Annotated in this window: 17 protein-coding genes, 1 tRNA gene and 2 pseudogenes; 17 read left to right on the forward strand and 3 right to left on the reverse strand. The window is 41.6% G+C overall.

The annotated features are described in order from the left end of the window. The first annotated feature begins 200 nt into the window (after positions 1–200). Positions 201–1,301, forward strand: coding sequence for an LPS export ABC transporter permease LptF (gene lptF / locus NL646_RS20335; RefSeq protein ID WP_005461105.1), 1,101 nt, complete (start codon positions 201–203; stop codon positions 1,299–1,301). A 3-nt stretch (positions 1,302–1,304) separates the two neighbouring features. Then, positions 1,305–2,375, forward strand: a complete 1,071-nt coding sequence (lptG, locus tag NL646_RS20340) for an LPS export ABC transporter permease LptG (RefSeq protein WP_005461103.1) — start codon at positions 1,305–1,307, stop codon at positions 2,373–2,375. A gap of 49 nt (positions 2,376–2,424) precedes the next feature. Here lptG and NL646_RS20345 read toward each other — a convergent pair whose 3' ends face one another. Both NL646_RS20345 and NL646_RS20350 read right to left on the reverse strand, forming a co-directional pair. Then, a complete protein-coding gene (locus NL646_RS20345) occupies positions 2,425–2,904 on the reverse strand; it encodes an RDD family protein (protein WP_025522749.1) in 480 nt (159 codons plus the stop codon). Positions 2,905–3,085: 181 nt separating this feature from the next. Beyond that, positions 3,086–4,354: a DUF2254 domain-containing protein gene (locus NL646_RS20350; RefSeq protein ID WP_253664615.1), complete on the reverse strand. Its 1,269-nt coding sequence runs from the start codon at positions 4,352–4,354 to the stop codon at positions 3,086–3,088. Positions 4,355–4,657: 303 nt separating this feature from the next. Between NL646_RS20350 and NL646_RS20355 the strand changes: the two are divergent. From NL646_RS20355 to NL646_RS20390, 8 genes and pseudogenes are all read left to right on the forward strand, one after another. Continuing rightward, positions 4,658–4,858, forward strand: a pseudogene (locus NL646_RS20355) (SDR family NAD(P)-dependent oxidoreductase); the annotation flags it as partial. A 248-nt stretch (positions 4,859–5,106) separates the two neighbouring features. Continuing rightward, positions 5,107–5,616 (forward strand): hypothetical protein, encoded by a 510-nt coding sequence (locus NL646_RS20360; RefSeq protein WP_253664616.1) that lies wholly within the window; start codon positions 5,107–5,109, stop codon positions 5,614–5,616. Positions 5,617–6,679: 1,063 nt separating this feature from the next. Beyond that, positions 6,680–8,014, forward strand: a complete 1,335-nt coding sequence (locus NL646_RS20365) for a DNA cytosine methyltransferase (protein WP_089203528.1) — start codon at positions 6,680–6,682, stop codon at positions 8,012–8,014. Beyond that, on the forward strand, positions 8,001–9,044 hold the full coding sequence (locus tag NL646_RS20370) for a DNA cytosine methyltransferase (RefSeq protein ID WP_025536159.1): 1,044 nt from the start codon (positions 8,001–8,003) through the stop codon (positions 9,042–9,044). The genes NL646_RS20365 and NL646_RS20370 overlap by 14 nt, the downstream gene beginning before the upstream one ends. A 49-nt stretch (positions 9,045–9,093) precedes the next feature. Beyond that, the gene (locus NL646_RS20375; protein WP_025536157.1) at positions 9,094–10,566 is read left to right on the forward strand and encodes an AAA family ATPase; all 1,473 of its coding nucleotides are present in this window, start codon (positions 9,094–9,096) and stop codon (positions 10,564–10,566) included. 1 nt (position 10,567) lies between these two features. Then, a complete protein-coding gene (locus tag NL646_RS20380) occupies positions 10,568–11,854 on the forward strand; it encodes an LlaJI family restriction endonuclease (RefSeq protein WP_253664617.1) in 1,287 nt (428 codons plus the stop codon). Between the two features lie 418 nt (positions 11,855–12,272). Further along, positions 12,273–12,551 (forward strand): annotated as a pseudogene (locus NL646_RS20385) (SDR family NAD(P)-dependent oxidoreductase); the annotation flags it as partial. A gap of 189 nt (positions 12,552–12,740) precedes the next feature. Beyond that, positions 12,741–12,825, forward strand: a tRNA-Leu gene (locus tag NL646_RS20390). 560 nt (positions 12,826–13,385) lie between these two features. Here the strand turns inward: NL646_RS20390 and cod are convergent. Beyond that, complete coding sequence (cod, locus tag NL646_RS20395; RefSeq protein WP_253664618.1) at positions 13,386–14,669, reverse strand: chitin oligosaccharide deacetylase; 1,284 nt, start codon at positions 14,667–14,669, stop codon at positions 13,386–13,388. A gap of 247 nt (positions 14,670–14,916) precedes the next feature. Here cod and NL646_RS20400 point away from each other — a divergent pair, with 247 nt between their 5' ends. The 7 genes from NL646_RS20400 to NL646_RS20430 all read left to right on the forward strand — a co-directional run bounded on the left by NL646_RS20400 (position 14,917) and on the right by NL646_RS20430 (position 21,629). Continuing rightward, positions 14,917–15,222 carry a PTS sugar transporter subunit IIB gene (locus NL646_RS20400; RefSeq protein WP_005478850.1) on the forward strand — a complete coding sequence of 102 codons (306 nt, stop codon included), beginning with the start codon at positions 14,917–14,919 and terminating at the stop codon, positions 15,220–15,222. An 86-nt stretch (positions 15,223–15,308) separates the two neighbouring features. Next, positions 15,309–16,643 carry a PTS sugar transporter subunit IIC gene (locus NL646_RS20405; RefSeq protein ID WP_015297303.1) on the forward strand — a complete coding sequence of 445 codons (1,335 nt, stop codon included), beginning with the start codon at positions 15,309–15,311 and terminating at the stop codon, positions 16,641–16,643. 49 nt (positions 16,644–16,692) lie between these two features. Next, positions 16,693–17,004, forward strand: coding sequence for a PTS lactose/cellobiose transporter subunit IIA (locus tag NL646_RS20410; protein ID WP_253664619.1), 312 nt, complete (start codon positions 16,693–16,695; stop codon positions 17,002–17,004). Positions 17,005–17,014: 10 nt separating this feature from the next. Further along, positions 17,015–18,337: a 6-phospho-beta-glucosidase gene (locus NL646_RS20415; RefSeq protein ID WP_015297302.1), complete on the forward strand. Its 1,323-nt coding sequence runs from the start codon at positions 17,015–17,017 to the stop codon at positions 18,335–18,337. A gap of 18 nt (positions 18,338–18,355) precedes the next feature. Beyond that, on the forward strand, positions 18,356–19,111 hold the full coding sequence (gene chbG, locus NL646_RS20420; RefSeq protein ID WP_253664620.1) for a chitin disaccharide deacetylase: 756 nt from the start codon (positions 18,356–18,358) through the stop codon (positions 19,109–19,111). A gap of 105 nt (positions 19,112–19,216) precedes the next feature. Further along, positions 19,217–20,227 (forward strand): LacI family DNA-binding transcriptional regulator, encoded by a 1,011-nt coding sequence (locus tag NL646_RS20425; RefSeq protein WP_025789744.1) that lies wholly within the window; start codon positions 19,217–19,219, stop codon positions 20,225–20,227. Between the two features lie 148 nt (positions 20,228–20,375). Next, positions 20,376–21,629 (forward strand): HD-GYP domain-containing protein, encoded by a 1,254-nt coding sequence (locus NL646_RS20430; protein WP_025789745.1) that lies wholly within the window; start codon positions 20,376–20,378, stop codon positions 21,627–21,629. The last annotated feature ends 491 nt before the right edge of the window (positions 21,630–22,120 follow it).

A 22,120-nucleotide genomic window follows, 5' to 3' on the forward strand; every position in this document is an offset into this window, starting at 1 on the left:
CGTACTCCTACATCCTGAAGACAAATTGCTCTAAATGTTAGATAATGATCGCTTACTTGTTGAATTTTAGCTCCGAGCTTACATTTAGAGCTGATTTAAGCGACTAACATTTAGTTTATAATTTTTAAAAAAATAAATGGTTCAACGGGAAACTATAGTGATTCGACCAAAAAAACAAGTTTTGTATAGGTAATTTCAGCGTGATTATTGTTAGATATTTGATCCGCGAAACACTCAAGAGTCAATTTGCGATTTTTTTCGTACTTTTTTTGGTGTTTGTGAGCCAGAAGTTCATCAGTGTTCTCGCTGATGCTTCTGACGGGGATATTCCTGCTGGATTGATTTTCTCTATTGTTGGTTTGAACATGCCAGCAATGGGTTTATTGATGCTGCCATTGAGTTTGTACATCGGCATATTGATCACTTTTGGTCGTCTCTATGCAGAAAGCGAAATTGTCGTGATGAATGCGACGGGGATCGGCAACAAGTTCCTAGTGCAAGCTGCACTTTACTTGGCGTTGATCACCTCTGGTGTGGCTGCGTTTAATGCACTTTGGTTATCACCTTGGTCTCAAGACCGAGTGGAGCACCTTTACGAACAAGTCGCGGCGGAAAACAGCGTCGACTTACTTAAAAAGGGTCAGTTCCAAGGTACGCCAGATGGTTCATCCGTGGTATTCATTGACGATATTAAAGACAGCACGCTTAGTAACGTGTTTGTCGCGCAAATGCGTCCACGAGATTCGGTTCTACCTAGTGTGATGTTCTCTTCTTCAGGTGAAGTAAAAGAACTGTCAGATGGCCGTCAGGTTATTACGATGCAAGAAGGTACGCGTTATGAAGGTGTGCCAACTCGCGTGGAGTATATGATCACCAAATTTGATGAATATGAAGGGGTGATCGGGCAGCGTGAAGTCAAACAGAAAGGTCGTGACTGGGAAGCTTACCCAACGGCGGATTTGATTGGCCATCCGGATCCTGAAGCGCAAGCGGAGCTGCAATGGCGTATTTCTCTGTTTGTATGTATCCCATTGTTGACGATGCTTGTGATTCCTTTGTCTGCGGTGAACCCTCGTCAAGGGCGCTTTGCCAAAATGGGCCCGGCGATTCTGATTTACTTGGCATACTTCCTTGCGATTAGTGCGACAAAATCGGCATTGGAAGATGGTGCGATTCCGGCGGCGATTGGAATGTGGCCTATTAATGCGATGTTGCTGATTGTCGCGATCATGGCCAATATGATGGACAGTGTTCCTGCTCGACGAATGAAAGAAAAATTCCGTAAGAAGAGGCTCGCGTAAGCTGTGTTCAAAATCTTAGACCTTTACATCGGTAGAACCATCATCTCTACCACAGCCTTGGTTCTGGCAACATTTGTTGGCCTATCGGGTATCATCAAATACGTGGAACAGCTACGAAAAGTGGGGCGTGGTGTATATGACCTGACGCACGCTTTGTATTTCGTTTTGTTGAGCGTGCCTCGTGATGTTGAAATGTTTTTCCCAATGGCAGCATTGCTGGGTGCGCTGATCGGTTTGGGTATGCTGGCGTCGAGCTCTGAGCTTGTGGTCATGCAAGCGGCGGGTTTCTCCAAGCTGGATATCGGTTTGTCCGTGCTAAAAACGGCCGTTCCATTGATGCTTATCGTGATGACTTTAGGCCAATGGGGGGCACCAGAAGCTCAGAAAATGGCGCGTGATTTGCGATCTTTTGCATTGTCTGGCGGCAGCATCGTTTCGGTTCGTGCTGGGGTTTGGGCTCGTGATGCCAACGACTTCATCTTCATCGGTAAAGTGGAAGATGACAAGTTGTATGCGTTGAACATGTGGCGCTTTGATGATGACAAGAACTTAGAAAAAGTTATCTTCGCTGAAGAAGTGGATTACCAACAAGATAACAATTGGTTGATGCGTGACGTGCAAATCACCAACATGCAAGACGAAAACGTGATTTCCAAACAAGAGATGGATCAAATGGAATGGCACACGTCGTTGGCTCCTGACAAGCTAGCCGTGGTGACAGTAAAACCAGAAGAGCTCTCTCTGAGCGGCTTATATGATTACGTGACGTATTTGAAAGCATCAGAGCAAGATGCTTCACGTTACGAACTCGCATTTTGGCGTAAGCTGACGCAGCCTTTGTCGATTGCCGTAATGATGTTGATGGCATTGTCTTTCGTCTTTGGTCCGCTGCGAAGCGTAACAATGGGGGCGAGAGTTTTATCTGGCGTTGTGGCTGGTTTCACTTTCTATATCTCCAGCGAGTTCTTCGGGCCATTGACTCTGGTGTATGGCATACCGCCGATATTTGGTGCCTTAGCTCCGAGCTTAGCGTTTTTGGCGATTGCGGTGGCGTTGCTAAGAAGAAAGCTATAATCAAAGAAAAAGGAAGGCGCTATGCCTTCCTTTTTTGTTTCTAGGCGATTTATTTTGCTTTTGGCAAAACCACCACTTCAGTTTTTGCCCAGATATCGTGGAAACCACGTTTTTGCGGGTCAATTGGCACGGTTAAGTTCGCAAGACCAAAGCCTGATGTCGCAAGGCGGATTAATGCTTGAGTTGCCGTAATTGGAGCGCCGTCTTTCGCGTTTCGAATTTGCATTTTCCAAGCGCGCATGCCTAGGGTTTGACCTGCTCGCGTCCAGAAAAAGACGAAGAAGTAAATCCAGACTACCGCCAGATAAAGTGTGAATATCGGACTCAACACCGGGTGTTTCCCTAACATATCTGCGGCATCCACATATTCTCCGTAGCTCAGTAAGCCTGCTGTATTCAAAGCAAACACCACTGCTATTACGACACCCGCCGCCATCATCTCAATGGCTAAGACAATTAGAGTGTCATAAAACAAAGCGGCCAATCGACGGAAAAATCCCGCTGGTGGAAGAGTTGTAGAAGTAGTCATAATTCCATCACTTACCTTAAAAATTGTGCGTCAGGATATAGATTCCGCCAGTCTGTGAAAAGAGAGCTGACGCACAGACTCTCCAATTACGACCAAATCTAAGAGCTTTTCACGAAGGATGATGGCTGCGCATACGCATGTTTGAGGCGTATGCTTAAAACGATGCTGATTGAATGGATCGTCAGCGCCGTGTTTTTGGGTCAGTTACCTGGTTCGAAAGTTGCGCAAGTTGATGCTTTTCATCTTCAGTAAAATGTTGGGTCAACGCGAGTTCTAAAGCTTTCTCTGAAAGCTTGGTTGCTGGAGCGCTAAACAGCTTGGGATGCATACTAGACAAAGCTAGTAATGCCTTTTGCAGGCGAACCTGAACTTGCAGTTGAGCTGCCCCATCATGCGCTATCGGCAAAAAGACATCATCGAATAAATCTTGGCAGTTTAGCGAGGGCACAAACAATCTTGGGAAGCGAGTTTTGGTCGGCTGTTGGCTAATAAGTTCTCCCCAAAGTGAAAGCGCCCGAATCGAACGTCCCAGAACATCAATCGCAGTACCATTATCATTCACGGCAGGAGAGAGGGCTCTAGAAGCTATTTCCGCAAGTACAACTAAGCCAAAGCGAGGATCTTGGTCATAGGATCGCTCAGTTCGGATCGTGAACGCTGCCGTTACCTCACTTTCTTCTGCTAATTCGCCACAGACCCAAGCCAATGGTTGACCAAGATAAACAAAACTCCCTGGCTGCCTCTCAATATAGATAGTGGATTGAGAGGCTTTAGCAACACTATCTAGATGGTGCATATCAATATGTTGTAAGTAACCAATTTCTTTGCTGACAATCGGTTTGCTTCCTCTCGGCGTGTGTTCTGGATGACTCCAAGGAAATGCACCCAGCCAAGGCTCACAGCCTCGTTTTCGAATCGCACTTAATAGCGCTTGTTCCACATTTGAGGTGGTTTCCGAGACTCTACCAAGTACAGATAGGTGCTGAATCCAGCGAAGTAGAGTCAGGATGATCATAATGATCACCACCATGGTTACGATGAACAAATAGATTTGTGCCTGCTCGTGATAGGCGCCAATACCAAGTGCGATGATGCCTACCAAACTAAACAAGAATGAGCCAAGAAAAGTCGCCAGAGCATTTTGCGTTGTGCTGTCTTCCATCAATAGCTTAGTAGCTCTAGGAGTGACCCCTGCACTGGCCGCGCTGTACGCTGAAACCATAATGTTGAGTGAAAACGTAGTCACCGCCAGCATCGACGTCGCGAGAATATTCAATATGTTATTCAGCAGCTCATTACTGACATTGATGGTGGGAGGCAGGGTAATGAATTTATTTAAAACAATAGAGATCAGGGCGGTTACAACAGCAAGTAAGGCGAAAAGTGATGTACGAACCCACAGTTTGCGTGTCATTTGTTTAAGCAGCCACTGCCATTTGGAGCCGGTCATTCTCATGTGCCTCTTATCTTTAGTGAGAAAGTCGATAGGAAATTCAAAACATTATTCTTGGTTTAAGCATAGGTGAAATTTCCGGGTTCTCTTTGTGCTTGATGGGCTTCGTGATCAAGGTACTGGTATCCGAACCATTGGATAGTTTTGAAAACTATTGGGCATATTTAGAAGTTAACGAGCGTTAAAATCAGAAAGTCATGCTGCTTCAAAGAATGGCGTTCGTAAGATGTGAATCAGCCTATATTCCGTTACCTTAATTGGTACACACATTAGAAAGCACTTTTACGAACGAGGTAGAAAATGATTGTCATCACAGGTGCAAGTAGCGGCTTAGGGGCGGAGTTGGCCAAGCTTTATGATGCGGAAGGGAAAGCCACTTATCTGACTGGCCGAAGTGAGAGTAAGCTCTCTACAGTCACAAACTGCTTATCGAACAATGTTGGCTATCGAGCTTGTGATCTCGCATCCCATCAAGAAGTGGAACAATTGTTTGAACAATTAGATTCTATTTGATATTTTTCTGGTTAATTTTTAACCTTTTGATTATGTTGGGTTTTGGTACTAAATTCTGGGCATCAATTAAAAATAAGGATCATACCCATGAATGAACAAATTGATCTATTAGAACTGACTAAAGAACGGCTACAGCTCTTGCCGAGAATATTATTGAAGCATTAGAAAATGCGGGTGCAGGTCGTGTTGTCGATAAAGATCTGTGCGAGCAAGCTCAGTACGATATTGGTAAAGCCATGTCGGAAGCCAAGAAGCTGTTTCAAGGTAACAAGAATAAGTTCGGTAAATGGCGTGAAGAAAACATTATCGGTAATGGTCAGCGTACTGTGGACAACCGCACTTTAACCCGTTGGTCGAGTCTGTGTGAATTTGGAACACTAGAGCAGTGTCGTAAGGTGGGATTTACTAATGTGTATAAGCTCGCTGGTAAACGCTATGCGGGATTAAGAGGTAAGGTGCTGGATGTGTTGGAAAGTGACCCTAATGTGGAGAGTGCTGTTATCTCTCAGATGATGAGTGATTTTATTCAACGTGAGAAAGTGGTTAAGGAAGAACAGCAATCCGTTGAAGCGGATGAGCTGTCATTGAAGTTTGAAGCAATGGAAGTGCGTATCGCTGAACTTGAAGCGGAGAATAAAACGTTACGGGATAAACTCGCAAGTTCGGAGCTTGATATGGTCAACGTACTGGATGTCTCTATTGAGTCTACCGGCAATGGAGCGGTGGCGCTGGACGTCGCAGCTTAGGTTCCTCTCTACTTTACTGAGTGAAACGACATAATGACGTTTCACTATTGGAGCCTCGATCATGCATGTGGTCGGGGTTTTGTTGTTTGTGGGCGGGTTGTAAATGATAAACCCGGAGCAAACTCCCCCACTTCTTGGTGTTTGAGTGCGTAACTGAGGGGTTCTAGAGCTATTGGCTGTGTAAATTTCAAGGTGATACAAGTAGGGATGTTTCAAGGTGCTTCCTAGATTAACCTTAATTAGCAAATGAAGTGCTTAGGGACGCTCGGGTTAGGGTATGTTGATGGTTTGAATTGGCTTCAGTTTTATATGGTTACAAGTTATTGATTAATTTTACTTTTATAGCTTAGAGTGGCAAGTTGTTGCAGCGTTAATGCTGTTCGTATCATTGAGTTTTAATCACTCCTAGTCGCTGACTCAGCGAGTCAGTGTGATATCAAGTTGGCTAGTGTTTTACGTTGTGGTGCTCCGCACGATTTTCATTTAGTTGTGGAGTTCTGTCTAGGTTGGTCGGTCTCTTGACTGCCGACTTGTACGATTTTGAGTTTCTTGATGTTTGGTATGGTTTTTGATGGCGTTGTTGTAAATGGAAGTCTATGTCGCTTATGGGAACTCTCAAAACGGTGCTGATTTTCATCGAGTGTAACTAAACATATAAATAACTCCGCTAGGAAGTCCGATTTAATATGATATTACCCTGATAGTGTAGTGGTGAACGATTTGATCTGGCTGTATGTGCGGTATAGATAGCCTGATCCTTTAGTGGGATCAGGTCTTTGTTGCTGTTAGATTATATGATAGTAACGCTGGTCTACTTATCTATGTATGCGCCGAGCTGCTGTATGGTTAGATGTGGCGTGAAGTACGCTAATGAACCGGATAAAAGCAAGCATCTGAGTAGAGGAAGTATTGTAGTATTCGGAAGGTGGGTGGTTAGATATTCAACAACGTGCATTTCTGAGTTAGGCTCTATTTGTTCACTTATAAAAAGCACACATTTGAGTTGTTACCATGTAGAACATAGCATGGTAAAATACTCTAAAATTTACCTAGAAGTTTGATTATGTATCAAAAATACGAGCAAGTACATCAAAGAACCAGTAATGTTGCAACGGAAAATTTGTTAGCTGGTTACATTGATGAATTACTTTCGAAGATTAAATATCTAAATAAGTCAAATAAATTGCTTATGGATTTAGAGGCTGTAAAGGATTTTTTTAACAAGAAAAAAGCGCCAATTACGAATTCTAAATATGGGTTTTATGATTTGTTTTGTGGAGCGGGTGGTATGTCTATCGGATTTGAGAGCAATGGTTTTTCTGTTGTAAAGGCCGTTGAAAAAGATCTCTCGGCAATAAAAACATATCATTTTAATAGACCTCACTTAAGCGTAAGAGACATTATTAATGATGATATTACAAAGCATGATGATACTAATGGGTTTGAGTATGCTCCTCTGATTGTTGGCGGCCCCCCCTGTCAAGGTTTTAGTAATGCTAATAAGCAGAAAAAAGAAAATGATAGTCGAAACCTTCTTTATAAATACTTCGTTAAAAAAGTAAACTCTGTACAGCCTGAAATATTTATAATGGAAAACGTTGTAGGAATTGCAAATCACTTAGATGAAATATCATCTGATTTTTATAAAATCGGTTACTCAATCGAAGTTATGATACTAGACTCTATTGAGTTTGGTGCAGCTCAAACAAGGAAAAGGCTTTTCATTTTCGGGCAAAAGAGTATTTATTTAAAATCACATAAACTATTTGACATATTTAGAACTAGTGTAGAGTCGAGTAAAGTTAGTAAAAGATTTACTTTATGGGATGCTATTTTTGATTTGCCTGATATAAAAGCTAAAACTAAAAGAAATGCTACTTATTGCGAAATGGATGAGTGGGGTGGCACCTTTATGAAAGGTGGTGAGAAATCTACAGAATATAAAAGTATAATAAATGTTAACCCTGATTCTGGAATGGTTTTCAACCATAAATCAAAATATAACAATGATAGAGATATTGAAATATATAGTCTTTTATCTGAAGGTGATAAATCAGATAGTCCCAAAATAGAACATATAAATCCATATAAAAATAGAGACAATATTTTCAAAGATAAATTTTACAAATTGCCATTTAACAAGCCATGTAAAACGATTACTGCACACATGTACTATGATTGCCATATGTATATACACCCAAACAGTGCAAGGGGGTTGACTCCAAGAGAAGCTGCGCGTGTTCAAGGTTTTAGTGATGATTATCTGTTTTTAGGCACGCCTAATGAATGGTATCGCCAAATAGGCAATGCAGTTAGTCCATTAGTCTCAAGAGCTTTGGGGTTAGCTAGCTTTATGGTGTTAGAGAACATATTTGAGAATAACAATGAAAAAAATTAAGTACTTTGACTTTTTTTCTGGAATTGGTGGTTTTAAATCCGCAGTGGATGCGATTAATGACTTACCTGCTAAATTTGAACATGCCGGGTTTTGTGAAATTGAAAAAAATGCATCAAAATTTTATTCTGAGCATTATTTTGATGGAGACTTAAAGGATATTGAATTTGTCAATAATGTTGAAGATATAAAAACAGTAATAAATCCTTTAGGTTTTAAATTAAATAAATTTGATTTGCTATTAGGTGGCTTTCCTTGTCAGTCTTTTTCTAACGTAGGCTATCGAAAAGGTCTAGAGGATGAAAGAGGTCAATTATTTTACAATATTCTTCATTTATTAGATGAATATGAGCCTGAGTTCTTTGTTTTAGAAAATGTTCAGAAAATTGCAACCTTAAAAAAGGGAAGTGTACTAGAAGAGATGAAGAGTGCCCTAGAGGATTGTGGGTATCATGTTTACCTTTGGGATTTAGTAGCCTCTGACTATGGGGTTCCACAAAAAAGGAGAAGGATTTTTTTTGCTGGAGTCAAGAATTATCATAGAAAAAAGGCTCTTAATGTCCCACCTAAATTAGACTTGTCTAAGACAAAGTACCCTACAGCTTGGCATTTGTTGGAAAAAAATAATGTAGACAGTAAACATTACATACCGAAAAGAACTCGACAAACAGTTCTTTATAAAAATCCTAAATGGCAAGGTGATGTTAATATTGATAATGCTCTTGCAAGGCCAATTACTGCTTCAATGGCTAAGTGGCACAGAGCCAATCAAGATAACTACTTTAGCGATTCTTATATTAACTCTTCAGATCCGTTCGTAAGACCTGATGTTGATCTAATTAGTGAGCCTATTCGCCGAATCACACCTTTGGAGGGCTTTAGACTACAGGGTTTTGATGATCGTTTTGAGGAGACTCGAAAGCGTCTAAAAATATCTTACAGTGCAGCCTATAAGCTGATTGGGAATGCTGTGCCAGTACCATTAGCTAAAGCTGTGGTTCATCATCTGCTTTTAAATTATTTAACTAGTTGATTTTTTAAGTTATAGTCTCTTTAATGTGATTAATATTTAGAGAGTTTCTATGACATTATCTCAAGCGTTTACCCGTGTAAAATCCTCGTTTTCAAGCGAGTGTGAAGCATTAGGTATTGATGAAAATGAGGTTTATGGAGTTCTAGCATTTCCTGTGAAGCGGGGTTATACAGGGGACTCCAGTAGCTCTAATGTTCAATTGAATTTAGATAATAGTGGTGGTGAGATTAGAGTTTTTTTTCCTATTTTAGAAAACTCAGAAAACTTTACTCATACTCGAGCTTTTGTTGACGCTCTTTATATTAAGAAAGGAAATATTGAACTTGGTGAAGGTGATATTAATTACCGTAGAAAAATAGTAACAAATCAACAAGGAGAGTATCCTTATATACAACTTTCATTTGGAAATGGTGTTGCAAAGGTACGTCAAGATTGGGGGGCTGGTCATGAGATTATTATTGTTCGACATCAAAGAGATAGGGGTATTATTTACTCTGTGATTTTGAATACTAGTACACCTCTATATCAAGGTGTTTTTTGTGTTAATGGTTCAAGTAATACTAAAAAACCAGAAGTCTATTTACGAACAGCTCTTGATAAGGGTATTAACAAGATTTATTACGGTGCGCCTGGTACAGGTAAAAGCTATAAAATTGGATCTGAAACTGCTGGTGCACATTGTATAAAAACGGTTTTTCATCCAGATACTCAATACAGTGATTTTGTAGGTGCTCTTAAGCCAAAAATGGAAGGCAGAGATATAACCTATCAATATAGAGCTGGACCATTTACAAAAGCTCTTATCAAAGCAATAGTAAAACCGACTGAACAAGTTTATTTAGTTATTGAGGAGATTAATCGAGCACCTGCTGCTGCTGTATTTGGTGAGCTATTCCAGTTATTGGATCGAGATGACGCCGGGAATAGTTGTTACCAAATAGATGCAGCCGATCCTGATATGCTTAGTTACATTAATCAAAAGTTAAATGATGTTGGATTTGATGAAATAAATCAGTTGTCCATTCCATCAAACCTATCAATACTGGCTACTATGAACAGTAGCGATCAAGCTGTTATGCCTCTTGATACTGCATTTAAGCGTCGTTGGTCTTTTGAGTATCTGCCTATAGACTTCATAAATTCACCTGATAAACAGTTAGAAATTTTAACTAATGATGGGGTATATAATATTTCATGGCGAAAATTTGCAGATGACGTCATCAATTTCCAATTAAAGTCCTTTAACGTTGCTGAGGACCGTCTAATTGGCCCGTTCTTCCTTAACAAGGTTGATTTGGGAGAGGATTGGAGTTCCGCACGTTCCGCCTTATGTGGCAAACTATTCGTTTACTTGTGGGACGATGTTCTTCGGCATAAAAAACAAGACAGAAATCGCTTGTTCAGTCCAAAAATAAAAACCTTTGGTGAGTTACATTCTCTATTTATGGAAGAAAGCGTTAGTATATTCTCTGATGAGATCGATAAACTGATCATAGGGAATGGTACGAGAAAAGAAGATTAAGATGGCCACGTTTGAGTATTATTACGATGGGGGCCTTATTTCCGAACTTCCTTTTCCTCTTAGAAATTTGATGCAACAAAGAGGTTTAATCGCCCCTGATCATATGAGTATCCGTTACTGTGGTTTTATATCACAAAACGGAAAGATAAGTGTTTTTCTACCTAAGAATAGCGGTGAGAGAGGGAAAAGTATTGAAGGAGCATGCTCTCTTCTTCACAGTCTGACTCAATACTATAATGGTAAGTTATCTTCTGTAAATGAGGGCAATGAAGGTGAATTGATTGGAAGTGTTTCCTTATCCCTAGCTTCAGAACTTATTGAAGATTACTTTAGTAACGGTATATATGTTCGAAAAAAGAAACAGTATACCTCTAATCAAGGGCGAGTTGATTGGAACAAAACTATCTCTCGACATATTCCTTTTCCTTCAAGGAAGGCCGGTGTTTATTTAGATTTTGAAACTATTAGTATGAGTTATGTGTCTGAATGCGAAACTTCAAATATTCACGCCAATATAATCCGAGAAGTTAAACGAATATATGGGGCTCTACTATTTGGAGATGATACTCTTTTTAACGAGCGCCTAAGTCACTTTGCAGAACCTTTAGGTGATGATGAAGTACAACTTTCTCACCTTGAGCGTGAATTAACTAATAGTTACTCAGAGAGGGATATACGGCTAATAGGAATGTTGAAAAATTATATTGAGCGTCGTTCAGAGATAGAAGGTGATCTGCTATTAGTGGGAACAAGAAAGTTTCACCATGTTTGGGAAGGTATGTTGGATGCATGTTTACCGAATAAAATTAACTTAAACAAGGAATTACCAGTTCCATATTACCACCAAGACGACTACTTTCATGAGGTTGCAAGGAAAGGCCAAAGAACAGATACTGTCATAAAAAATGAAGAACACACTCGATGGGCAATTATCGATGCAAAATACTACAAAGCTTCATTTCCATCTGATGGACCTGGATGGTCAGATTTAGTAAAGCAGTTTTTTTATAAAACTGCTGCTAAAAATTCGTGCGTGGAAGGAGTCGCTGGTTGCGATGTTACAGTCACTTTACATTTTATATTTCCTGGATTAGAACGGAACTTACTTAAAGCTAAGGTCGGAAATCGTGGTCAAGGAAAAGTGCTTGCTAGTGATATGAATTCGATTGACCATTACGGTGAAATTATCTGCCATTACTGTGATCCGATGCTTTTAATCAAATGTTATATTAACTTTGGTCAATTGGATGTAACGAATGGATATGATATTCAAAGCTCAATTTTCTAACTCACTTGGAAGGTAATAAAGGTTTGTATAAATACGACTAGATTTAAAATGCTCTATGTAATTTTACAGATCCAATTAGAATTATTTAAGTTTATATATATTGCGGTTCATTGCTAACTAAACCTTACTATTTATTCTTGAATGTGTAGGAGTTAAAGTTTGTATTCGTTATGATGTAACGCTATATTTATATCGATTGATTAAACTGGCTTTTGAGCTGTAGTTCGCTGAGAGTTCCTTGGCGAACTATGAGCAAACGCGATGGTTAGATAGGCTTCATTACTGATTAGCTACGCCCGAAGCAACGGTATTTTTAATCCGAAAGTGACCAATAAGATTGCTTTAGCATTATGGTGCATTCATGGTTTTGTATCCCTTGCTCTGACTCTGTCGAGGAGGCTGATGAAGTCAGCCCAAATCGGCGCAGCAACCAAAAGCTCAGGAATCAACATACTGCGCTGTGAAATGGGCAGTCAAAGGATTGATTGAATCGGTTCGTCTGGAGCTGAAAGGTAAGCCAATGAAGATTATTGCCGTGTATCCGGGAGGAATGGCGACGGAGTTTTGGGAAACCAGTGGTAAGAGCTTGGATACGAGTAGCTTTATGAGCGCAGAAGAAGCAGCATTAATGATACATGGCGCACTCGCTAACATTGGCAACGGCTACGTTTCTGATATTACAGTGAATCGACTGTAAATCTTTTCTAAACAAGAGAATTTTACGCGGTTTTTTGTGAAGATGAATTTGATTTTCTTCTCTGAGCTTAGCTTTGTCACACTTTGTGGCGAAATTATCAGCAAACGATAGTTATTTAAGGTTTTTCTGCTTGCGCAGGTCAAAAGCTTCCGTATAATGCCAACCATCAAAGGGCAATAGCCCAGAGATGCCGGTGTGGTGAAATTGGTATACACGACGGATTCAAAATCCGTTGCCTTCGGGCGTGGCGGTTCAAGTCCGCCCACCGGTACCATATTCCAAGACAGAGCCTCGACGTAAGTCGGGGCTTTGTTGTTTCTGGCGTTTGTAAATTCAAATCCAGCGTGGCGTCAGGAGTGTCTGCCCAGTTGGATGCAAGCCTTGTCACCTCACTTATCAGTACCATACATAGAAAGTTCGCTTTTATAGCGGCCTTTCGTCGTTTTAGGTGCTTGAAAATATCAAAAGAAAGTTAACGTTGCCTTCGCGGTGGCGGCAGGAATGCCTGTCCAATCAGTCCGCCCACCGGTACCATATTCTAAGGCAGAGCCTCGACGAAAGTCGGGGCTTTGTTGTATCTGGCGTTTGTAAATTCAAATCCAGCGTGGCGTCAGGAGTGTCTGCACAGTTGGATGTAAGTCCACTCCCCTCACTTATCAGTACCATACATAGAAAGGTCGCTTTATAGCGGCCTTTCGTCGTTTGGGGGAGATGCGCTTAGATTTACGTGTGTTTGGAGATTCGAGTTGAATACCGATTTTCCGCGTTTCAAAAGAAAAAAGCGCGAGGGGTATGCCTCGCGCAAACTACTACATGATGATAGTAGGGAACAGCTTATAGAGCTGTGAACAAGGTGTTCTGTGAGTTCGGACTCCAGTCTGCTTGAGATATATGCGGTACATTAACTAGGTAACGCAAACCTTGATAAGTCACCACATCGCCTTGTTTGTATGAAACATTCTGAGTCCAATTAGTAGCTGGATCCGCATTCGTCCACAAGCTAGATGTTGGTGATGGCGCCCAATCTTGTTGCGCTGTATGGCTTGTTACTGCTTGATATACCGTACCGAGGTGTAGAACGTAGTCGCCGGCGCTGTAGTTGTTACCAACTTGCCAGTTCGGCGTGTAGTTATCCATGGTATCGAAGACATAACCAGCCTGTTTGGCTAGCTGGATAAACTTCGCGAGCTTCGGCAGGTTTTGAGTTGCACCCATGCCACGTTTACCGTCTTCAAACAGGAATTCGTGAGTTAGCACAATAACTTTATCAGCATGCAAAGGTGTACCACATGGGAACTCTTGTGCTTTGGAGTTGATAGGGTTAATTGTCGTAGGCGCACAAGTATTTAGCGCGGAATCGACATACCCAAGGAATGGTTCAGCTTCTGTAAGGCTGTTTGCTGGCATCGCAATACCCCAGTTTTCAGGGGCCCAATCCACATCCCAACCGTGAGTTTGATAGCCATTATTCGCTAGGATATTTTGAACCGCGATGGCTGCTTTTACACTGTTGGATGGGTTTGCCGTATCACATGAATAGCCAGGCTCCCAAGGTTTAAGATCATCGGACGTGGCACATAAGCCGTCTGCTTTGAAGTCTTTAGTGACGCGCCAACCATTGGTATATGGCAAACGAGCAAACTCATTCGCTTTATAGTTTGGGTAGCTCGTGATGTTCGGCAAATATTTTTCTAGTACTGACAAGTTTTCTGCAAACATCGAGGCATCGTAGGCAGGATCTTGATAAGAGTTGATCTGGTGATCACCCGTTGCATTACATTCTGCCGCACTGTTTGGGCCAAATTCTTCAACACAGTTATGAACCATATGGTCATAACTGTGGTTTGCGACGATGTGGCCGCTATCCAACGCCAGTTTTAGTGCCTCTAACGCTCTGTCTTCGTTTTCATCACCAATACCATCTAGATGCCACGCATTAAAGTAAAACGTCGCTTTTACTTCTTCTTGATTTAGCACATTAATGACGTCAATTGAGGCGTTGATTGGGCCATCATCAAACGTCAGATAAATGGTTCCTTTGGTGTCAGTTTGGGCAAATGCATATTGAGATAGAGCGGCACTTACAAGCGTTGCAATAGCCAGTTTATTTAATTTCATTTTCGATTCCTTTTCGAAATTAATAATGACGTTGTCAGTAGTAATATATTGATAGTTGTAAATGTAAATTCGTAATCTTCCTTAATTCTCTGACTTTTATCCTAGACCTAAATAATTATTAAAAAATAGACCTTATTTTCTAAAGTGAGATTCTGTTCACGAATAACGCAACCGGTTGCGCTTTTTTGTGCTGATTATTTTTGCTACAGTTTTTGCAGGTTGAAATTTACACAACGGGAGTAAGGCTATGAAAAAGATCCTTTTATGCTGTAGCGCAGGGATGTCGACCAGTATGCTTGTTAAAAAAATGGAGCAAGCTGCTGAAATTAAAGGAATTGAATGCAAAATTGATGCGATGTCAGTGAATGCATTTGAAGAGGCGATTAAAGAGTATGACGTTTGTTTACTAGGTCCTCAGGTACGTTTTCAACTGGAAGAGTTAAGAAAAACAGCGCAAGAGTACGGAAAAAATATCGATGCGATATCTCCCCAAGCATATGGAATGATGAAAGGGGACGAAGTTCTAGAACAAGCATTAGAATTAATTAACTAAGCCAATAATTTGAAATAAAAGAAAATTGTTCATCAAATATAAATATTTGATGCGGGATTATTTTGTCTGAAATAAGGATGGACTCTATGAAGCTTTATGACGCGATTATAGGAACAGTCGAAAAGCATATAGCCCCTATCGCTGCAAAAGTGGGTAATCAACCCCACGTTCGCGCAATGAGAGATGGTTTTATTGTCGCTATGCCGTTTATCATCGTGGGCAGTTTCATTTTGATTTTTGCATTTCCACCATTTGCTGAAGATACGACGTTTACCTTTGGTCGTCTTTGGCTCGACTTTGCTACCACTCACTTTGACACCATTATGATGCCTTTCAATATGTCGATGGGGATCATGACCATCTTTGTGTCGCTCGGTGTCGCCTACAGTCTGGCGAAAGCGTACAAAATGGATGGGATCACTAGCGCGGTTTTATCTTTAATGTGTTTCTTGCTGGTGGCTGCACCAGCTCAAGATGGCACGTTAGCGATGAAACACATGGGCGGTACAGGGATCTTCACTGCAGTAATGTGTGCCTTCTTTGCTGTTGAGCTGTATCGATTTATGAAAAAGCACAACATCACGATTCGCATGCCAGAGCAGGTGCCACCTGCGATCGCGCGTTCTTTCGAGGTGTTACTGCCTGTTCTAGCTGTGTTTGTCACGCTTTATCCATTAAGCATCTTCGTTCAAACCCAATACGACATGTTGATTCCTGATGCAGTTATGGCGATGTTCAAGCCATTAATCAGCGCATCAAATACTTTGCCTGCCATCATTGGTGCACTACTCATGTGTCAATTACTTTGGTTTGCAGGGATTCATGGTGCCGCGATTGTGGTTGGCCTTCTATCGCCAATCTTTCTAACAAACATCAGTGGAAACATCGACGCATTTGTTGCTGGGCAGCCTGTTCCGAATATCTTCACTCAGCCGTTCTGGGACTTCTATATCTTCATTGGTGGTTCTGGTGCGACGTTAGCGTTGGTTCTACTGATGTCATTTAGCCGCTCTGTTCACCTAAAGAGTATCGGCCGAATGAGTGCGGTTCCTGGCTTCTTCCAAATTAATGAACCAGTGATTTTTGGTAGCCCAATCGTAATGAACCCAACATTGTTCATCCCATTTGTTTTTGCTCCAGTAATTAACGCAACGATTGCTTACTTTGCTGTGCACCTTGGCTTCGTAGGTATGGGTGTAGCTACTACGCCATGGACGACGCCGGCAATTATTGGTGCGTCTTGGGGAAGCGGCTGGACGTTTTCTCCGGTACTGCTCGTAGTGGGGCTGTTGATTCTTGACCTTCTTATCTACTTCCCATTCTTCAAAATGTTTGAGAAGCAAATGCTTGAGCAAGAACTACCAACAACCAAAGAAACGAAACAGGCAGAACAACCTGCTGGTGAAGGCGTAACCGCTTAATTATGAATGGGCTGTTTTACCAAGCAGCCCATATTTCTGGAGAGAGAAAATGGAACAAGAACTGGTTGTAATGGAAATCATCTGTAATGCGGGTGAAGCCAGAAGTTTAAGTTATGAAGCACTCCGTTTGGCGAGAGTGCAAAAATTTGAAGCAGCAGAAGAGAAATTGTTGCAAGCCAGAGAGTGCATTAACAAGGCGCATTTAATTCAGACGCAACTGATCGAAGAAGATCAGGGGGAAGGCAAAGTGCCGATGACTCTGGTTATGGTGCACGCTCAAGATCATTTAATGACAACGATTCTAGCGCAAGAAATGGCTGTTGAGATTGTCGCTTTGAACAAGCAACTCGCGAACAAGTAAGGAAATCATTATGTCTAGAGAGGCGATCAAACTTGCCATTATTGGTGGTGGCAGTAGCTATACCCCGGAATTGGTTGAAGGGGTAATCAAACGCTTGGATTACTTGCCAGTTAAACAGATTCACTTTGTGGACATAGAATCCGGCGCGGAAAAACTAGAAATCATCAAGGGCTTGGCTCAGCGGATGGTCGATAAAGCGGGCGCGGATATTGAAATTAAAGCGGATTTTGACCGCCGTGCTGCGATCAAAGGCGCTGACTTTGTCATGACTCAATTCCGTGTAGGCGGGCTTGCTGCTCGAGCAAACGATGAAAGAATTCCTATCAAATACGATGTGATCGGACAAGAAACCACAGGCCCTGGCGGATTTGCTAAAGCACTGAGAACCATTCCGGTCATTCTTGATATCTGTAAAGACATTGAAGAGTTGGCGCCAAACGCTTGGATGCTCAACTTTACGAACCCTGCTGGTCTCGTCTCAGAAGCGGTGAGTAAGCATACTAAAGTCAAAAGTATCGGCTTATGTAATGTACCCGTCTCAATGGAAATGATGATTGCAGAGATGATGGATTGCGAGCCCAAAGAGCTACAGTTGGAGTTTGCAGGTCTAAATCATCTGGTCTGGGTACATAAAGCGTGGCTGAAAGGCGAAGACATCACTCAAACCGTCTTAGAGAAAGTCGGAGATGGCGCTAACTTCAGTATGAAGAACATTTGGGAAGAACCGTGGGATCCGGCATTTCTAAAAGCGCTCGGTGCGATTCCTTGTCCTTATCATCGCTATTTTTACCAAACAGACGCTATGTTGGCAGAAGAAAAGCAGAGCGCAGGTGAAAAAGGGACTCGCGCAGAGCAAGTCATGGAAACCGAAAACGCATTGTTTAAGCTCTATCAAGATCCGAACTTAGACCACAAACCGAAAGAGCTGGAAGAGCGAGGGGGAGCGTATTACTCAGATGCGTCACTCAATCTCGTCGACTCTATTTATAACAACCGTAACAGCATTCATGTCGTAAACGTCTTAAACAATGGCGCGATCAATGGTCTACCGGATGACGCCGTGATTGAATGCAGTGCAGTGATTGGTAGTTGGGGAGCAAAACCACTTGCTGTTGGTGAGCTATCAAACAACATCAAAGGACTACTGCATCAAGTGAAAGCTTATGAGCAGTTGACGATAGAAGCCGCTGTTGAAGGTAACTACGACAAAGCATTAATGGCATTAACGAATAATCCTTTGGTGCCAGACATTGGTCGAGCGAAAGCGATATTGGATGAGCTGTTAGCGGTTAATGCGCCTTATTTGCCTCAATTTAAACTTACAGCGTTGTAATACTAAGGAAGAGCGTCAATGAAAGTCATTTTTAATGCGGACGATTTTGGTCTGACTCAAGGTGTTAATAACGGCATTGTAAAGTCCCATCAAGATGGTGTCGTGAAATCGACTACTATGATGGTAGGGATGGATGCCGAGCAGAATGCAATCGAGTTAGCTCATCAAAATCCAGACTTAAAAATTGGCGTACATCTACGGTTTACAGCAGGTGCTCCTCTCACGGAGCACCCAAACTTAACCAATGGTAGAACGCATTTCGTCAAATACAGTGAATTGTGGAACAAGCAAGATTTTGATGCTCAAGCGGTTTACGATGAAGCTAAAGCTCAAATTGATCACTTCTTGTCACTTGGACTAACGCTCAGTCATCTTGATAGTCATCATCATGCTCATACGCACCCCCAGATTCTTCCTATTGTTCAGAAACTAGCGAAAGAGCACCGCGTGCCACTTCGCGGGAGTGGTATCTGTCATCAACCAATGACGACAAGCTATTTCTTTACCGATGAGTTTTACGATCAAAAGGTAAGTTTGGACGGATTAATGCAACACCTTCTGAGCTTAAAAGAGAATTACGATGTGGTAGAGGTGATGTGTCATCCTGCTTATGCCGACCAGCCCCTTATTATGAAAAGTGGCTATGCACTGCAAAGAGAGTTAGAGCTACAAGTGCTCACATCTCCCATTCTAAAAGAGCAATTGGCGCAGCATGGTATAGCCGTCACGGATTACTCCGCACTCGTTTCTACCAGCCAAGTTGTAGGTGTATGATTAAGGCTGCCAGATTCGCCCCCTATAGTCACCTTACGAATTGCTGGCAGCCATTTTTCGAATAAAAACATTCATTATTTATTAGCAGTTGGATTCATTAGCATTATGGCAAGGATTAAAGATGTCGCCGAACTCGCCGGTGTAAATCGTTCTACCGTTTCTCGCATCATTAATGGGGAAGGAAAGTTTCGTGAAGAAACTAGAAAAAAAGTAGAACAAGCCATGGCGCAATTGAATTACCGTCCAAGTGCGATCGCCCGTTCTCTTGCAACATCGTCAAGTAATATGGTCGGTTTGTTGGTGACTTATTACACCGGTGGATTTTTCGGTGAAATGATGGAGCAAGTGCAAACAGAATTAGACATTCATAAGAAGTTTCTCATCACTGCGCAAGGCCATCATTCTGCTGAAGGAGAGAAAGAAGCGATTCAGCGTTTCAACGATCTTCGTTGCGATGGCTATGTTCTGCATAGTCGCTATTTATCCGATAATGATCTACGTGAGTTAGCAAAACTTCCTACGCCTTTTGTGCTTCTCGATCGTTATGTCGAAGGGATTGAAGAGCGCTGCATTACGTTTAATCACCACCATGCAAGTCGTATCGCTGTTGAGCACTTAATCGCTGGTGGCCATAAAAACATTGCCTGTATTACCGGGCCATCCCTACGTCACAATAGTTTGCTCAGAAAGCTTGGCTATGTTGATGCAATGAAAACAGCTGGTATCGACATTGATGAAAGTTGGTGTGAAGAAGGGAATTACGGCAGACAAAGCGGTTATGATGCGATGGCTTCCATTTTAAAACGTCACCCAGAGGTAACTGCTGTATTTTCATGCAGCGAAGAAATGACGGTTGGGGCGATGCAATATCTTCATGAGCATAAAATTTCGGTGCCGGAGCAAATCTCTTTAACCAGTTTTGACAGTGTAGACCTATGTGAAAGTTTGTACCCGACGGTATCTGCTGTGCATTTCCCTATTAGTGATATGGCGCGAGCGGCTGTGCAAACGTTAATGGGGTTAGTAAAAAAACAGGAGCACATAGAAAAACCTGTCTTCGAAGCCAAGCTGAAACTGCGTCATGCGGATCGAGTATTAAAACAAGACTCTGATTGATACTCAGGTATGAGCTTGATTCAAATTATGAACAACACATTGGTTCTTAACGCGAATGACTCGCACTTGTGAGTTCTTATTGATGAATTTATTTACAGAATCTACTACTATTCTTGGTTTATCGTGAAAACTTAATAGTAGTGAAAAAGTGGCAGCAATTAAACTTACAGTGGATCGTATTCAGCCGGGATTACATATCCGCCTTCCGCTAAAGTGGAACGATCACCCCTTCCTACTCAATAGTTTTAAAATTAAAGACCAGGAACAGATCGAGATGATTCGTCATCTCGGTGTGAAGTTCGTGTACTTTAATCCCGAACAAAGCGACGCCGCACCATTGCCCGTTAATCAAATCCAAACGGACAGCACAACAAGCAATGAATCGTTGGATCTAGAAACGCAAAAACTGTGGCAAGAAAAACAGAAACGAATTGAAAAGCTCAGTGCATATCGTCGACGAGTGATTCAGTGTGAGAAAGAGTTTGAGCGCTCACTTGCGCGGATGCGATCAGTCATGACGAAAATTCGTAACCGCCCAACTGCTGCTGTTGATGAAGCTCGACTGTTAATAGAAGACATTGTTGAGAAGTTGATGTGCGATGATAACGTCACGCTTCATCTAATGAACGGCAAAAACGAATTTGAAGATATCTATTTTCATTCTCTAAACGTTGCGGTTATTGCCATGATGATTGGGCGTGCGAAAGGGTATTCTGCCAAGCAACTAAAAGAGCTCTCTTTCGCTGCTCTGTTTCATGATATGGGTAAGATCAAAATCCCTACCGCTATATTAAGAAAGCAAGTGCCATTAACCGAGCCAGAAACCAACTACCTAAAGTTACATACTAAATATGGTTTGGATCTCGCGAATCAGATCGAAGGTTTTCCTGAACCAGCTAAAACCGTGATTGCTCAGCATCATGAGTTAAGAGATGGCTCCGGTTATCCTGAGGGTCTTAAAGGGGATGAAATTGATGAATTGGCTCAAATTGTCATAGTGGCAAATGCATTTGATAATTTGTGCCATACACCGATCGCTTCAGAACAGAAAATCCCATACACCGCCCTTTCTCATTTATATAAAAACTGTAAACACCTATATAAAGAAGAAAACCTTAATATTCTGATCAAGTTCATGGGCGTCTTCCCTCCTGGCACGGTTGTTCAGTTATCTAATAATATGGTGGGATTGGTCATCTCAGTGAACGCTTCAAACCTGCTATTTCCAAATGTTCTGGTTTACGACCCATCAGTGCCAAGAACTCAAGCTCCCATCATTGAGCTTGCATCGAAAGATTTGAGGATCGTAAATGCGATTCATCCATCTAAATTGCCAGATAAGATAAAAGAGTACCTAAACCCACGCTCGCGAATATCCTATTTCTTTGACAGTGATGAGTAGTTATCCACAGTTTTTTGTGAGTATTCTGTAGAAATGCTGGGTGTTAATTTGGGTGAATTTAGATGTTGAGTGGAAAGTGTCCATTTGGCATGTTTTTTTAGAAAAAATGCATTTTTAGTATTGCCAAAGAAATTCTTCTCCCTATAATGCGCATCCACCGACACGGCAGACGCGATAAGGCTTCAGCAGAGTCGGAGAGGTAAAAAGCTTCTACGAAAAATTAGTTGAAAAAAGTGTTTGACACTAACAACCAAATCGCTAGAATGCACCTCCGCTTTGAGAGAAAAACTTCTCGAAAAGCAAGCTCTTTAACAATATAGACCTATCAATCTGTGTGGGCACTCGTTGATGATAATCCAATTCGATACTTCGGTATCAAATTAGGTTTCAATGAAACGAAGTGACCATTGAATCTTCGGATTCAGCACAGTCAATTCAAACATTACTTTATGTAATGTTCAGTATTCATTGAGCCGAACAAAATCTTAAAT

It is taken from the genome of Vibrio sp. Y20_XG_PY13, from assembly GCF_024181925.1.
GTDB classification, from domain to species: domain Bacteria; phylum Pseudomonadota; class Gammaproteobacteria; order Enterobacterales; family Vibrionaceae; genus Vibrio; species Vibrio parahaemolyticus.